Here is a 15461-nt window from a genome sequence, read left to right on the forward strand (position 1 = left end):
ATCATCATAAGGACTTTCCTCCCATGCGCCGATCGCTGTTCCCCTTCCTTGCCCTTGCCGCCATGGCCGCGCCCGCTTTGTCGCAGGACGCGGCGCCCGGGAGCAATCCCATCATCCGCGACAAGTTCACCGCCGATCCCGCGCCCATGGTCGATGGCGAACGCCTCTACCTCTATGTCGGCCATGACGAGGCACAGCGGGACGAGATGTTCAACATGAAGGAATGGCTGGTCTATTCCACCACCGACATGCGCCACTGGACCGACCATGGGCCGATCATGAAGGTGTCCGACTTCAAATGGGCGAAGAAGGATGCCTGGGCGGCGCAGGCGATCAGGAAGAACGGCCGGTACTGGTTCTACGCCGCTGTCGAGCATGATCAGACCCATCCGGGCAAGGCGATCGCCGTCGCGGTATCGGACAAACCGACGGGCCCGTTCGTCGACGCCAAGGGTTCGGCGCTCATCACCAACCAGATGACGCCCAAGGGCACGCATAGTTGGGAAGACATCGATCCTACAGTTTTCACGGACGATGATGGCACGACCTGGATCGCCTGGGGCAATCGTCAGGCCTATATCGCAAAGTTGAAGTCCAACATGATCGAGTTGGACGGGTCGATCCGCAAAATCACGCCGCCCCATTTCGAGGAAGGCCCCTGGCTGCACAAGCGCGGCAAATTCTATTATCTGACCTATGCTTCCCTCGACCGGGCGACGCACCGGGACGAGCGCATCTCCTATGCGACGGCAACGTCCCTTGACGGTCCATGGACCTATCGCGGCGAACTCACCGGATCGGGCAAGTACAGCTTCACCATCCATCCGGGGATCGCGCAATATAAGGGCGACTGGTATATTTTCCTGCACAACGCCTCGCTCGCGATCGGGGATCTCAACGGCGCCATCGGTCGCCGGGCCGTCACCGTGGAGCGGCTGGAATATAATCCCGACGGCACCCTGAAGCCGGTGGTGCAGACGGAGGCCGGCATCACGGCGCCCCGCGCGCAGAACTGAGCATCCCGCTCGACACATGGCGATGGTAGCGTTATCAATATAAGACGCCGCAGGATGGTCGGCACTTCAAGGAGAGATTGATCGTGACGCACCGGACCCTGCGCCTTCTGCCCCTTTCCTCCGCGCTGCTGTACGTTGCGCTGGCCATGCCGGGCGCCGCCGCCGCCGCGCCCGCCCGCTTCGATCGCTTTGCCTATGAGGGAACATCGATCGAGAAGATCGCGGTCAAGCCCGGTGAGTATCGCAACCCGATCCTGACCGGCTATTATCCCGACCCATCGGTCATGCGGGTGGGCGACGACTATTATCTCGTCAACTCCTCCTTCGCCCATTATCCCGGCCTGCCGATCTTCAGGTCGAAAGATCTCGTCAACTGGACGCAAATCGGCAACGCCATCGATCGGCCGGAACAGCTCGACTTCAACGGCCGCCGCATTTCGCAGGCGGTATTCGCACCAGCCATAAGCTGGCACGACGGCACCTTCTACATCGTCAACACTTGCGTCGAATGCAGGGGCAATTTCATCATCACGGCGAAAGACCCCGCGGGCCCATGGTCCAACCCCATATGGCTGCCGTTCGAAGGAATAGACCCGTCCCTCTACTGGGAAGGGGACAAGGCCTGGATCGTCAACAACCGCGCCCCCGACGAGTCGCCTCGCTATGATGGCCATCGCGCCATCTGGATCCAGGAATATGACTGGCGCGCGGGCAAGATGGTGGGGGAAAGCACGCAGCTCATCAATGGCGGCGTCGACATCAGCCGGAAGCCGGTCTGGATCGAAGGGCCGCACATCTTCAGGAAGGACGGCTATTATTATCTGACCGCAGCCGAAGGCGGCACCAGCGTCAACCATTCGCAGGTCGTGTTCCGATCCAAGGAGCTGCGCGGCCCCTACACCGCCTATGAGGGCAATCCGATCCTCACCCAGCGCGATCTCGACCCCGACCGCCCGGACATGATCGCGGCGGCCGGCCATGCGCAGCTGGTCGAGACGCAAAAGGGCGACTGGTGGGCGACCTTCCTTGCCGTGCGCCCCTATGATGCCGCCGATCACTATAATATCGGGCGCGAAACCTTCCTGCTGCCGGTGACATGGAAGGACGGCTGGCCGATCATCCTGCCCCGCGGTCAGGCTATCCCCCATGCAGGGAAAATCCCCGACCTGCCGCCGCAGCCCAGACCGGCGATCCCGACGAGCGGCGACTTCTCCTATGTCGAGGAATTCGACGGCGCGCATCTCCCCATGCAGTGGATCGGCATCCGCACCCCGCACGCACCCTTCTACCGGCTGAGCGGCGGCGCGCTGGAACTGGAGAGCGGGTCGCCGATCGGCGACCTCAACGGCGTCCCCGCTTTCATCGGGCGACGGCAGCAGCATGCCAATGCCACCTTTTCCACCACCCTGCGCTACACGCCGGTCAAGGACGGCGACCGCGCCGGGCTGGCCGCCGTGCAGAGCGATCGCAGCGACCTTTTCTTCGGCCTGACCCGCCTGGCCGGGAAGCCGGTCGTTGCACTCTACACCCGCGATGCGGCCGACGCAGACACGCTGGTCGCTGCCGCGCCAGTCTCCACGAGCAGCCCCCTGACACTCACGATCCGCATCACGGGCGGAACGATGGCGTTCGACTATGGCGTCGGCGGCAAGACCCGGACGCTGAAGCAGGGGGTCGACGCCACGCTGCTCAGCACGAAGAAGGCCGGTGGCTTCGTCGGAACGATCGTCGGCCCCTATCACTACACGCCCGCCTCATGAGGAAGCGCACCATGCTCCGCCCCGTTACCGTCGCATTGGCCGCCAGCCTCGCCGCCGCCGCGCCCGCGCAGGTGTGGCGCGCCGACCAGGGCGACGGCACCTATCGCAATCCCGTCCTCTTCGCCGACTATCCCGATCCCGACATCATCCGCGTCGACGAGGATTTCTATTTCGTCTCGACGACCTTCGCCAATTCCCCGGGCGTCACGATCCTGCATTCGAAGGATCTGGTGAACTGGCGCATCGTCAGCCATGTCGTCGACCGGCTCGACGGCGACCCGCGCTATGACCTGAAGGATGGCGGGGACTATCGCCACGGTTTCTACGCCGCCAGCCTGCGTCGCCACAATGACATGTTCTACGTCGCGGTGACGCCCGTCGGGCACCGGACGCGCATCTATCGCTCGGCGTCCATCACCGGCCCCTGGCCTTACAGGGAACTGGACCGCGAAGCCTTCGACCCTGCGCTGTTCATCGATGCGGACGGAACCGCCTATCTCGGCACCTCGATCGGCACTGACGGCACGGTGACGTTGCTGACCCTCAACAAGGACTTGAGCGCCGTCACCGCCGCGAAGGTCACCTATTACAACAAGGGCGCGGAAGGATCGAAGATCATCCGCCATAATGACTGGTACTATCTGTTCAATGCCATTCCCGGCAAGCTGGCGATGACCGTCTCACGATCCCGCAGCATCTGGGGACCATGGGAGACAAAGCGCTCCATCGACGACAGGACAGGCGGGCATCAGGGCGCGATCGTCGATATGCCTGATGGCAGCTGGTACGGCTTCGTCATGGTGGACGCGGGCGCGATCGGCCGCATGACCAACATCAGCCCGATCTTCTGGAAGGATGACTGGCCCTGGTGGGGCACCCCCGACCGGCCCGACCAGGTGCCCGAACGATCGCCCAAGCCGATCAAGGGCCGGGGCTTCGCCGAACCAGCCTCTTCAGACGATTTCTCGTCACGCGTGCTTGGCCTGCAATGGCAGTGGAACCATAATCCCGACGACCGCAAGTGGTCGCTGACGGCGCGTCCTGGCTATCTGCGCCTTCACGCCACGCAGGCCGACGGCATCTGGACCGCGCGCAACACGCTGACTGAGAAGGCGCAGGGGCCAAGGATGCGCGCCGTGGCGAAGATCGACACCGCCGGCATGCGGCCGGGCGATGTTTGCGGCCTTGGCAGCTTCGGCAAATATAGCGCCCAGCTTTCGGTTGTCGGCGGCGCCAGGGGCAGGCGGTCGCTTCGCATGATGCTGACCGAGAGCATGAAGGACGGGCCCAGGACGGAGGTGCGCGTCCCCGCCCTGTCCATCCCCGGCCGCACGCTCTGGCTGCGCATCGACATGGATTTCGACAGCAGCCGGGGGCGCGTCGCCTACAGCCTCGATAACCGGAAATGGGCGGAGGCGGGCGGTGCCTTCCCGCTCGCCTTCGACTGGCGCACCGGCACGTTCCAGGGGCAGCAGATCGCGCTTTCCTGCTACAATCCCGCGCCGGCGGGCGGTTATCTCGACATTGACAGCTTCACCCTCATGCCGCTTCCGCAGGGTGCGCGGCCATGAGCTCCATCCGCCGCGCTGTAGCGCTGATCCTCTCCGCCCGTCACCGCGTGAAGGGCAATTCGAACGATCCGACCGGCAGCGGCGCTTCATCATAGAGGTTGACGACCGGCGATTCCGCCCAGGCATAGCGCACACGCGTCGCCGGCAGGCCATCGCCCGCCAGCATGACGCGTGCCCCCTCGACCCGGCCGGGTACGAACCGGCAGCTTCCCGCCTGCGTACCGCATAGTTCGAAGCCGATTGCCTGGCTCGCGCTGCGCAAGCGCAGCATTCCGGTCAGCCCGGTGAATTCGACCGCCGCGCCGCCGTCAGCGGTGGCCGTCACCCGCGCCGCCTGCGGCCCGATGCGCGACACCGGCTCGCCATAGGCGACGGCCCGCATCGCGCGGGCCAGGCGGCGACCGACCTCCTGCTTCTCGCCCGGATGGATGTCGAACGGGTCGCCCAGATCGATGGCGGTGGCGAGGCCGCCATGCGCATCCCGCGCCATCGCCTGATATTGCACCTGCCGCATCGCCGCCCATCCGCTTTCCTCCGGCTGGGTCACCGGCAGCCCGTAAGCGGCGAGCTGGACGGCGACGAAGGCAAGGTCCGGCGCGCCGAACTGCCGCCGCCAATCCTCCATCATCGCTTTCATGCGGTCGGCATAACCCGGCAGGTCGACATCCGATTCGCCCTGGTACCAGGCGACGCCCTTCAGCCCGATGGAACCCAGCGGCGCGATCATGCCGTTATAAAGCGTGCCGGAGCCGGTCGTGTCGCCCCATGGAACACGCGGGGCGCCCGCAGGCGAAGTCGCCGGCACCGCATAGCGCCAACCCTGGCCCAGCGGCAGTTCCACGCCCTGCCCAAGCCCCAGTTTCATGACCTCCGCCGGGCCCGACAGCCCGCCATTGGCGTAATTGTCCTGCACATTGACGATCAGCACATTGCGCCCCGGCTTCAACATGCCGGGCGGCACGTCGAACATGCTGGGCTGCCAGCTTCGCGCGCTCATCGCCACCGGCTTGCCATTGATCCACACGCGCCCGACATCGTCCAGCAGACCCAGGGACAGCGTGGCCGCCTGCCTCGCCTGCGCCGCCGTCAGATCGATTTCACGGCGGAACCAGATCATGCCATTATAATCCGCCAGCCTGGGAACACCCCATTCTTCCCAGGGGCCTATGCGAGGCACGTCCTGCCACGCAAGGCTGCTGTCCGGCTGCCAGGGTTCCTTGCCGGGGGTGTCGCCGGTTTCCTTGCGCCACCATTTTTCCCATTCGGCGCTCGCCGCCCGTTCTGCCGCGAAGGGGTCCCGCCCATGCAGCGACACGAGCGCGGATTGCGCCGCCTGGCCAATGACCGCCTGCGCCTGCGCGCCCATCCACGGGCTGATCCGCGAACCGCCCCAGCTGCTGGCGATGGCGCCGACCGGCACCCCTGCCGACGCCCCTGTCATCTTCCGCAATTCCCGCGCCATATAATAGCAGGCCGCCGAAAAATCAGCGACGCTGTCGGGTCCGGCCGGGCGCCAGGACGGCGCCTGCGGGAAGTCGCGCAATGGCACGTCCGCGACCGCGCGCGGCACCAGCATCAAGCGCAACTGGGCGTCGGCAGAAGCGCGAATCTGGCCAACCGCATCCTGCGCGTTGCGGACCTCCAGCTCCATGTTCGACTGGCCTGAACAGAGGAAGACATCGCCCACCATCACGTCCTGCGCGACGATGCTGCCCGAAGCGGCGCGCGCCTCCAGCACCACCGGGCCAGCGGTGGCGAGGGAACCGAAGGACGCCGCGAAACGCCCTTCCCTGTCGGCGCGAACCTGACGAACCTGATCCGATAGCGTGACCGCGATGGTTTCGCCGGGATCGGATCGGCCCGTAACCGTCACCGGATGGTCACGCTGGATCACCGCATGATCGCCAAACATCGGATCGAAGCGCGGCGCTGCCAATGCCGGAACCGCACCCAGCGCTGCCAATATGGCGGTCAGGCCGGAATGGCGGATGATGTGGCGGGAAAACATGGGCCGTTGCTCCTCCCTCTGGCATGGCCCTGTGCCGGGCCGTTGCGCGCCGGGATAATCCACTTTCCTCCGGCGGCAACCGTTTTTGTTATCGCTACCCAAAGGCTGTTCTATTTCGTCGCTCCGAAATCAAGATGGGTGGAGAAGAAGGGGAGCACATCGTCCTGAAAGCGCTGCGTTATCCTGTTGCCATGGTCGCCGTCATAGATCTGGAAGCTGTTGGCAATGCCGTAGCGGTCGAGCGCTTCATGCAGCGTCTGCGTATCATCCTTCAGGCTATCCTTGTCCCCCACGTCGATGGCGATGGCCCGGTAGCGGCGCAGATTGCCGACATATTGGTCGACAAAGGCAAGCGGCGCGTTGGCCGCCCAGCGAGCCAGGACCTGCGGCTGCATCTGGCCGTCCTTGATCGGCAGGTCCAGATAGAGTGGCGGATTTTTGGGGTTGGGAGACCAGGCGGCAGCAGCTGCGAGTTGCGCCCGGAGGAAGAAAGGCAGGCCAGCCGAATCGGCGGGGGCCTTCAGCGCCTCCAGCGTCTTCATCGCTGCCGCGTCCATCTGCCCGGCGGGGCGCGCCGACATGCAACAGGGGCTCATGATGTAAAGGGCGCCGAACATGTCCGCATGCTTCATGCCGATGCGGCTGGCGCCATAGCCGCCCATGCTGTGCCCCACCAGGCCGCGACTTTCCCGCCGGGCGATCGTGCGATAATGAGCGTCGATATAGCGGATCAGGTCACGCGCGATGAAGGTTTCGAAGTCGCCCGTGGTCACCGAAGATGAATACATCGACCCGTTATGCGCAGTCTTCGAATCGGGAAAAACGACGATCATCTCCCTGGTGCCCTTCGCAAAGGCATTTTGCGCAGTCGTCGGGACGTTGAGATCCTTCGTCCATTGTTCGGCGCTCAGGGTATAACCGTGCAGCGCATAGATGACGGGATAGCGCCTGGCCGGTTCGCGGCCATAGCTGGGCGGCAACAGGACCAGAACGTCGCGATCGGCGGCGTCTCCCTCCAGATTGCCCTGGATGGTCGGCGCATGCACCTTGATGCGCTCGATGGTCGCGGCTTTCGCGCCTGCTGCGGCCGCGGGTCCGTCCGTCGCCGGCTGCGCCTTGCCGGGCGCGGCGCCCATCGCCAGTGCCGACCCGATCAACGCCGCCATGATCCTGTTCTTCATATCGTCCCCTCTTCTTCCTTTGATTTGTCGTTCCGGCTCAGCCGCCGCGCAGCAGGCGCATGACCAATGTTCGGATGCGGCCGTAATTGCCCTGCGCCAGCGGACCCAGGACGCCATGCCGTTCATCCGGCAGATGCGCCAGCGGATGCCCGTTCGGGCGAAAGACATAATGGTCGAAATAGGCCCGCCACGCGGCGCGTTCAGGCGCGGGCCGCTCGGCAATTGCGATCATCGCGAGCAGCATCGCCGTATAGGGCGCGTCAGGCCCTGCCGCGAACCCATCCCACCAATAATTGGCGAGGATGTTGACGTTATCCGTGGCCTCGACCTGATGCCACCAGAGCTTGGGCAGGTAGAGAGCGTCCCCCGGAAGGAGGTCGACCACCAGCGCCCTTGCCTGCGCGGCAGCGAAACGGGGATAGGTCGTCGCCGCATCGGCTTTGCCCGCCGCCATGGAAACGGGCTGACCGGACAGCGTATGATCCACCGGCCCGACATAAAGATCACCGATCGCATCCGGCGGATAGAGGGTGAAGCGCCGTCGCCCCGCCACCACGCAGGCGAGATTGTCATAACCGTCATAATGACAGGCAATCGTCGATCGATTGCCGATCCACAGGCGCGGATGGACCCCTGCACTCACCAGTCCGCAGGGATTTTCCTCCGCGAAACCGGGAAAATAGGCATCTGCCGGCAGCGACCCCAGATAGGCGGTTTCCGCGCCGCTCTCCGCATTGGCTGCGATCCGGCCCAGCGCGTCGCCGACGCTGGCCGTTTCCCGCCTGAAATTATAGCCGCCCGGCCCCGTGCCATAATGATAACGTCCACTCAGCTCGGCGCCGGCAGTGAAATATTCCGCGCTCAGTCCGGCCGCGAAACGGGCGATGTGCGACAGTGCCGACGCGGCGCTTTGCCTGCCTGCCGCCACCGCCGGCCAGTCGCTGAACCCCTGCCGGATCACTGCGGGCCGGCACAGTGCGGCGAGCGAGCGCAGGTCATCCGCGGTCGCCATGTCCGCTGCCGCAAGCTCCACCATTGGCCCGGAGCCGCCCATGGTCAGGCCGGCACCGCCAGCCGTTCATTGCGCCGGCGCGCCATCAGCGCGATATGCCGGAGCGAGCCGGTCATTGCATAAGCGCTTTGCATATGGCCAGCGCGGAACAGCCTGAGCACCGTCGCGTCGTCCAGATCGCCGAGCGCGTCGAGGCTGATGGTATAGAGGCCGTCGAGTCGCAGCCGATCCCCGTCGTCGAAGCTGAGCGAGATGTCGATCGGCTCTATCAGCCGATGCTCCAGCATGGCCGCGATGAAGGCGTCGGTCGCCTCGGCCCCCGCCATAAGGCGCCCCAGCGCGTTCTGAACAGCCTTGAGCGATGCCGTCGGCGCGCCCTGCGCGTCGAACAGCGATTCGCCGTCCCACTCGCCAAAACGGCTGTGCGCCGCGTCGAAGGCGATACTCTCCCCCATCGCGAAGAAGCCTGCGCGATCCGCCTCCAGCGGCCGGAACGCCGGGCGCCCGTCCGGCGAATCGATCAGGCATTCTCCCTTCCTGAAACCCATGAGCGCGCCGACATAGAATGCGCCGGTATCCGCATGCTTGGAAAAAAGCAGCGGACAGGCAATGGCGGCGGCCGGAAATTCGCTGATCACGATACGGACGAAGGGATCAACCTCCCTATATGCCGGTCGCATCCGCAAGGCCGCGTGACGCGCGCTGTTCAGCAGTTCCACCTTGTCCATATCCTCACCCTCCCGATTCGCCGCCATTCGACTTGCCTTCCCGGCCAGCTTCAGGCGCATGCGGAGACTGCATCCTGGCGTATAATGATTACACCTACAATTCCGCTTGATCACGCTTTTAGATAGCGCTAACATTTTCCCACAGAAAAAAGAAGAGAAGGGTGAGGATGATCAAAACCGCTTAAAAAGAGCGGCGCAAATCACCCCGATCAAGAAAACATGATCGCCGCAGCAATAGTGCAGCGGCGTTCGGGCGAGATATTGTCTGAACAAGGGGAGGATCATGACGCATAGAATGAACAAAGCACAGTCGGGGCGTGGCCGGGCCGCGCTTGCTGCCACGGCAAGCCTGCTGGTCCTGGCCATCGCGACGCCGGTCCATGCGCAGGAGACGGCGAAGGATGCTGCCGCCCCTTCGGCGAGCGATGCGGACATCATAGTCACGGGCATTCGCGGGTCGCTGCAGCGCAATCTTGATATCAAACGCGAATCATCCGGCGTCGTCGATGTCATTTCTGCCGAAGATATCGGAAAATTCCCGGACTCGAACGTTGCGGCTTCATTACAAAGACTGCCCGGCGTGTCGATCCAGCGCAATGGATCGCGCGGTGAACCGCAGGGAATAACGGTACGCGGCTTTGGTAGCGACTTCAATGAAACTCTGGTGGATGGACGACGACTTTCTACTGCATCAGGCGGTCGTTCGGTGGACTTCACCACCGTTGGCGCCGACTTTGTCGGGCAGCTCGCGGTCTACAAGACGCCGGAAGTTTCGTTGTCGAGCAGTTCCATCGGCGCCACGCTGAACATTTCCTACCCCAAGCCGTTCGACAAGCCCGGCACCCATGTGGCGCTGAGCGCCGCCGGATCGATCCAGGATGATGCCGGAAAGATCGTCCCCACCGTGGGCGGCCTGTTCAGCACGACCTTCGCCGACGACACGATGGGCATATTGGTGGACGCCATCTACACCCGTCGCGACACGCAGACGAACCGCGTCTATGTGTCGGGCTGGCAGGGCGGCCGCTATGCGCCGTGCCAGATCGCGGGCAGCACCGCGGCGGCATGTTCGCCCACCTCCGACCCCACCTCCACTGCCTGGGCGACGCCGACCAACAGGCAGAATGTGGTCGGCTGGTACCAGCAGCAATATGGCGCGGACCAGCGTTATACCAAGGATGAGCGCCTCGACGGCCGGATCGCCTTCCAATGGCAGCCGTCCGACGATGTCGTGCTGACGATCGACGACAATTATTCGCGCCAGAAGGTGGTGACCGACATTGCCGGTTTCGGCATCTGGTTCAACCAGGGCGATCTGCGCAATGTCGAACTGGACAGCAACGGCACCACGGTCAACTTCCTCCAGGCAGGCTCGCCCACGGACTTTACCGCCGGGACCGACAAGAACATCCTGGAAACCAACCAGGTCGGCGGCAACATTAAATGGGAAGCGACCGAAAATCTGACGATCGATGCCGACGCCAGCTATTCCAAGAGCCGGCTCAACCCGGATGGTCAGGTCAGCAGCGAGAATGGCGACATCGGCTATGGCGGCCTGCTCGGCACCTCGCTGGGCGTCCGCGTCACCGGCAACAGCAGCAATTCCTTCCCGGAACTGACGACCTACGGCCCGGCGGGGGATCAGGCACGCTGGACCGACCAGTCGATCATCGGTTCGCATGTAACCGTCCGCCAGGCGCAGAAGAACAGCGACACCATCAAGCAGTTCCGGCTGGGCGCGACCTGGAAGCAGGACGATCTCACCATCAAGCTGGGCGGTCGCTATATGGAGGATCGGTTCACCCTCCAGAACAGCAACACATTCGCCAATAATTTCTGGCAGGCCTATGCCGGTTACGGCACGCCTTCCGGCCGTACCAGCGGCGTGCCGATCCCGGCGAGCCTGATCCAGGGCACGATCAGCACGAAAGGCTGGATCCCGGGCTTCTCCGGCTCGCTTCCGCCGGTCCTGCTCAATTATGATGCGCGCGCTTACCAGCAATATCTGGAAGGGCTCTGGACCGGGCCGAACACCCCCGGATATAATAGCGGCTGTTGCACGGGCTTTAACGGTACATTTGATCTCGCCCTCGACCCGGGCAGCGTCCAGGATATCAAGGAAAAGAGCTGGTCTGCCTGGATCAGCGTGAACTTCAATACCGAAGTGGCCGGCATGCCCTTCCACTTCAACGCGGGCGCACGCGAGGAGATCACCAGCCTGGTATCGTCCGGCATCGGCCGCTTGCCGATATCGATCACGGGCAGCGCGGCGGATCCCACACTGCTGACCGTCGCCTTCTCTCCGAACCAAGCGGTTACGGAGCGCAACAAATATTCCTACTTCCTGCCCGCCCTGGACATGAAGCTGGAACTGACGAACAATCTGCACCTGCGGTTTGATGCGTCGCGCACCATGACCCGGCCCCGTCTCGATTATCTCGGGCCGGTCCTGAACGTCGGCGCCGGCCAGCGCGTGGGCGCACTGGGCGCGACGGGCAATAATCCCTTCCTCAAGCCCTATCTGGCCGATAATTTCGACCTTGGGATGGAATGGTATTACCAGCGCAACTCCTACGCGGCGGTCAACCTGTTCCTGAAGAATGTGTCGAACTTCATCGTCGCGGGCACCCAGCGCCAGACCATCAACAATGTCATCGATCCAACGACCGGCCAGCCGGCAATATTCACCGTGTCGCAGCGCGTGAATGGACCCAATGCGACGGTCAAGGGCATCGAACTGGCATGGCAGCATGTGTTCGGCGACAGCGGCTTTGGTTTCAACGCCAACGCCACCTTCGTGGAGACCAACAAGCCCTACGATCGGGCCGACCTGTCGCAGAGCGGCTTTGCCGTGACGGGCCTCGCTAATTCTGCGAACCTCGTCGCCTTTTACGACAAGAACGGCTTCGAATTCCGGACTGCCGTGAACTGGCGCGACAAATATCTGCTCCAATTCGGCCAGGCGCAGAACAATTCGGCCTTCGGTGCGGAACCGACCTTCGTCAATTCCGCGCTTCAGATCGATCTCAGCACCAATATCCGGTTGACCGACCAGTTCAGCGTCTTTGGCGAAGCGCTGAACATCACGAACGAAACCTACAGCACCCATGGCCGCTTCAGCAATCAACTGCTTGACGTCTATGGCTATGGCCGGCGGTTCACCGCGGGCGTTCGCTACCGCTTCTGAACTATCTCGCCCTGGAGGGGATGTCGGTTGACATCCCCTCCCTTTTTACGGGTAATTTCGATATGGTCCATCCGGTCCGCAACATCGTGATCGTCGGCGGCGGCACCGCCGGCTGGTTGACGGCAGGCGTGATCGCTGCCCGCCATCGCAGCCGCATCGGCCGCGGATTCAGCGTCACGCTGGTGGAATCCCCCAATGTCCCCATCATCGGCGTGGGCGAAGGGACATGGCCGACACTGCGCGCGACCCTGTCGCGCATGGGGATTTCCGAAACCGACCTGTTCCGCGAATGCGATGCCGCGTTCAAGCAGGGCGCGCGCTTCGCCCGCTGGACGACGGGAACGCCAGACGACGGCTATTACCACCCCCTGATGCTGCCCCAGAATTTCGGGCAGGTGAACCTTGCGCCCCATTGGCTGGCGAGCGAGGGGGACGAAAGTTTCTGCGACAGCGTCTGTTCGCAGGGCCGCATCTGCGACGACGGCCTGGCGCCCAAGACGATCGCCACCGCCGAATATGATGCGCTGGCCAACTATGCCTATCATCTCGACGCGGGCAAGTTCGCCCCCTTCCTGCAACGCCATTGCACCGAAAAGCTGGGCGTGCGCCATGCCCTGGCCGATGTGGAGCAGGTGCTGATGAAGGAAGACGGCGACATTCGCGCCATCCGCACCGCCCAGGCCGGCGAGATCGAGGGCGACCTGTTCGTCGACTGCACCGGATTCAAGGCGCTGTTGATCGAGGGCGCGATGAAGGTGCCGTTCAGGGACTGCGGGGACGTGCTGTTCTGCGATACCGCGCTTGCGATGCAGGTGCCCTATGAACGACCCGACAGTGCCATGGCGTCGCACACCATTTCGACGGCGCAGAGCGCGGGATGGATCTGGGACATCGGCCTGCCGACGCGGCGCGGCGTCGGCCATGTCTATTCCAGCAGCCATATTTCGGAGGATGAGGCGGAACGGGAACTGCGTGCCTATATCGGTCCGCTTGCCGACGGGCTGACCGCGCGGAAGATCGCGATCCGATCCGGCCATCGCGAAACCTTCTGGAAGGGCAATTGCATCGCCGTCGGGCTGGCGGCCGGTTTCCTCGAACCGCTGGAAGCATCCGCGATCGTCCTGATCGAATTGTCGGCCAAGATCATCGCCGAACAGATGCCCGCCTGCCGCGAGGTGATGGACATCGTTGCTGCCCGCTTCAATGCGACGACCCATTATCGCTGGGGCAGGATCATTGATTTCCTGAAGTTGCATTATGTGTTGACCAAGCGAACCGACAGCGAATTCTGGCGCGACAATGTCCGTGATGACAGCATTCCCGATCGGCTGAAGGAACTGATGCTGCTATGGCGCTATCAGTCGCCCTGGTTCCTTGACGAGTTCGACCGGGTTGAGGAAATATTCCCCGCGGCGAGTTATCAATATGTGCTCTACGGCATGGGCTTCCGCACGGAAGTGGAGCAGCCTGCCCTGGCGCGCGACGTTCATCTCGCAGAACGCGCGCGGCGCGAAAACGCGGCCATGACGGCGAAGCTGCTCGCCGGCCTGCCGCGGCATCGCGACCTGATCGACAAGATCATGAGCCATGGGTTGCAGCCCGTCTGACCTGCAGGTCTGGCGATCGAAGATCGTCGAGGGTGCCGGATAATTTGTCAGAGAAGATTGCGTTCACAAAATGGTAGCGCTATCGTGAAAGTTATAACAGAGAGGATCAGCATGCCCAAGATGTTGCGCGCCGCAGAGCGATTTCCAGCCGATCGGGCCTGGTCGCAGGTCAGGACATTTGCGCAGGCCGCGAATCGGGAGCGGCAATCTGGTTCAGGAAGATCGAAACCTGCCCTGGAAGTGCTGCCGCTCGCCGTCCTCTTGCTCACCGCCGGGTGCCAGCAGTCGCAGCCGGCGAACGAAGCCCAGCCAAAGACTGAGGCGAAGCGCGACGCGTCCGAATATCTGTCCCAGCCTCTCGTCAAGGACATCTACACCGCCGATCCATCTGCCCATGTGTGGAACGGGAAGATCTATGTCTATCCCAGCCACGACATTGACGGGCCGACGCCGGAGGATGACCTGGGCAGCCATTTCGAGATGCGCGACTATCGCATCCTGTCGATGGACAAGATCGGCGGCCCCGTGACCGTCGGTCCCGTGGCGCTGGACGTTAAGGACGTGCCCTGGGCCGACAAGCAGATGTGGGCGCCGGACGCGGCGTACAGGAACGGCACCTATTATCTCTACTTCCCGGCCAAGGACAAGGCAGGCGCCTTCCGCATCGGCGTCGCCACTGCCAAGAACCCGATGGGCCCGTTCAAGGCGCAGCCGCAGCCGATCAAGGGCAGCTATTCGATCGATCCCGCCGTCTTCACGGACGATGACGGTTCGAGCTACATCTATTTCGGCGGCATCTGGGGCGGGCAGCTTCAGCGCAATGTCGGCGGCACATATGATCCGGACGGTTCGAAGACCGACCTGGGCCAGGACAACAAGCCCGCGCTGGCGCCACGCGTCGCGAAACTGACCGGCGACATGCTGGAATTCAGCGAAGCGCCCCGCGCGATCCAGATCCTGGACGACAGGGGCAAGCCGCTGCAGGGCGGCGACCATGACCGCCGCTTCTTCGAGGCGTCGTGGATGCACAAATATAAGGGCAAATATTATTTCAGCTATTCGACCGGCGACACCCATTATCTGGTCTATGCCGTCGGCGATTCCCCTTATGGCCCCTTCACCTACAAGGGCCGTATCCTGGAGCCGGTGGAAGGCTGGACCACCCATCATTCCATCGTCGAATGGAACGGGAAATGGTGGCTGTTCTACGCCGACAGCCAGTTGTCGGGCCAGACCCGCCTGCGCAACGTGAAGGTGACCGAACTGCATTATAACCCCGACGGCACGATCCGGACGATCAATCCCTTCGTCGCCAAGGGCGCGAAGGGGGGCGCCGCCCAATGAGCGCGCCGGGCGCGGGGGAAGTGCCATCCCCCGCGCCCACCTGTTTG

At 63.4% G+C, this 15461-nt stretch carries 10 protein-coding genes; 6 read left to right on the forward strand and 4 right to left on the reverse strand.

Going from position 1 to position 15461, the window contains the following annotated elements; genetic code table 11:
• Positions 1-23: 23 nt before the first annotated feature.
• The 3 genes from MRBLMA1_RS13445 to MRBLMA1_RS13455 all read left to right on the forward strand — a co-directional run bounded on the left by MRBLMA1_RS13445 (position 24) and on the right by MRBLMA1_RS13455 (position 4347).
• Complete coding sequence (locus MRBLMA1_RS13445; RefSeq protein ID WP_363737326.1) at positions 24-1016, forward strand: glycoside hydrolase family 43 protein; 993 nt, start codon at positions 24-26, stop codon at positions 1014-1016.
• 146 nt (positions 1017-1162) lie between these two features.
• Positions 1163-2776 (forward strand): glycoside hydrolase family 43 protein, encoded by a 1614-nt coding sequence (locus MRBLMA1_RS13450; protein ID WP_363737447.1) that lies wholly within the window; start codon positions 1163-1165, stop codon positions 2774-2776.
• A gap of 11 nt (positions 2777-2787) precedes the next feature.
• Positions 2788-4347 (forward strand): glycoside hydrolase 43 family protein, encoded by a 1560-nt coding sequence (locus tag MRBLMA1_RS13455; protein WP_363737327.1) that lies wholly within the window; start codon positions 2788-2790, stop codon positions 4345-4347.
• Positions 4348-4387: 40 nt separating this feature from the next.
• Here the strand turns inward: MRBLMA1_RS13455 and MRBLMA1_RS13460 are convergent, their stop codons facing one another.
• The 4 genes from MRBLMA1_RS13460 to MRBLMA1_RS13475 form a co-directional block, all read right to left on the reverse strand.
• Positions 4388-6355, reverse strand: a complete 1968-nt coding sequence (locus MRBLMA1_RS13460; protein WP_363737328.1) for a sialate O-acetylesterase — start codon at positions 6353-6355, stop codon at positions 4388-4390.
• Positions 6356-6465: 110 nt separating this feature from the next.
• Entirely contained in the window at positions 6466-7536 is a 1071-nt protein-coding gene (locus MRBLMA1_RS13465) for an alpha/beta hydrolase (RefSeq protein WP_363737329.1), read from the reverse strand.
• A 37-nt stretch (positions 7537-7573) separates the two neighbouring features.
• Positions 7574-8548 carry a cupin-like domain-containing protein gene (locus MRBLMA1_RS13470; RefSeq protein WP_414714729.1) on the reverse strand — a complete coding sequence of 325 codons (975 nt, stop codon included), beginning with the start codon at positions 8546-8548 and terminating at the stop codon, positions 7574-7576.
• Positions 8549-8592: 44 nt separating this feature from the next.
• On the reverse strand, positions 8593-9303 hold the full coding sequence (locus MRBLMA1_RS13475; protein WP_363737331.1) for a SapC family protein: 711 nt from the start codon (positions 9301-9303) through the stop codon (positions 8593-8595).
• Between the two features lie 268 nt (positions 9304-9571).
• Here MRBLMA1_RS13475 and MRBLMA1_RS13480 point away from each other — a divergent pair, with 268 nt between their 5' ends.
• The 3 genes from MRBLMA1_RS13480 (at position 9572) to MRBLMA1_RS13490 (ending at position 15414) form a co-directional block, all read left to right on the forward strand.
• On the forward strand, positions 9572-12463 hold the full coding sequence (locus tag MRBLMA1_RS13480; protein ID WP_363737332.1) for a TonB-dependent receptor: 2892 nt from the start codon (positions 9572-9574) through the stop codon (positions 12461-12463).
• Between the two features lie 20 nt (positions 12464-12483).
• Positions 12484-14070 carry a tryptophan halogenase family protein gene (locus MRBLMA1_RS13485; protein ID WP_363737333.1) on the forward strand — a complete coding sequence of 529 codons (1587 nt, stop codon included), beginning with the start codon at positions 12484-12486 and terminating at the stop codon, positions 14068-14070.
• Between the two features lie 111 nt (positions 14071-14181).
• Complete coding sequence (locus MRBLMA1_RS13490) at positions 14182-15414, forward strand: glycoside hydrolase family 43 protein (protein ID WP_363737334.1); 1233 nt, start codon at positions 14182-14184, stop codon at positions 15412-15414.
• The last annotated feature ends 47 nt before the right edge of the window (positions 15415-15461 follow it).

The organism is Sphingobium sp. LMA1-1-1.1 (assembly GCF_040676365.1).
Lineage (GTDB): Bacteria > Pseudomonadota > Alphaproteobacteria > Sphingomonadales > Sphingomonadaceae > Sphingobium.

Coding starts and splice junctions, on each gene's coding strand:
- MRBLMA1_RS13460 (WP_363737328.1), bottom strand. CDS start 6,355: ATGTTTTCCCGCCACATCATCCGCCATTCCGGCCTGACCGCCATATTG.
- MRBLMA1_RS13480 (WP_363737332.1), top strand. CDS start 9,572: ATGAACAAAGCACAGTCGGGGCGTGGCCGGGCCGCGCTTGCTGCCACG.
- MRBLMA1_RS13465 (WP_363737329.1), bottom strand. CDS start 7,536: ATGAAGAACAGGATCATGGCGGCGTTGATCGGGTCGGCACTGGCGATG.
- MRBLMA1_RS13455 (WP_363737327.1), top strand. CDS start 2,788: ATGCTCCGCCCCGTTACCGTCGCATTGGCCGCCAGCCTCGCCGCCGCC.
- MRBLMA1_RS13450 (WP_363737447.1), top strand. CDS start 1,163: ATGCCGGGCGCCGCCGCCGCCGCGCCCGCCCGCTTCGATCGCTTTGCC.
- MRBLMA1_RS13445 (WP_363737326.1), top strand. CDS start 24: ATGCGCCGATCGCTGTTCCCCTTCCTTGCCCTTGCCGCCATGGCCGCG.
- MRBLMA1_RS13490 (WP_363737334.1), top strand. CDS start 14,182: ATGCCCAAGATGTTGCGCGCCGCAGAGCGATTTCCAGCCGATCGGGCC.
- MRBLMA1_RS13470 (WP_414714729.1), bottom strand. CDS start 8,548: ATGGCGACCGCGGATGACCTGCGCTCGCTCGCCGCACTGTGCCGGCCC.
- MRBLMA1_RS13475 (WP_363737331.1), bottom strand. CDS start 9,303: ATGGCGGCGAATCGGGAGGGTGAGGATATGGACAAGGTGGAACTGCTG.
- MRBLMA1_RS13485 (WP_363737333.1), top strand. CDS start 12,484: ATGTCGGTTGACATCCCCTCCCTTTTTACGGGTAATTTCGATATGGTC.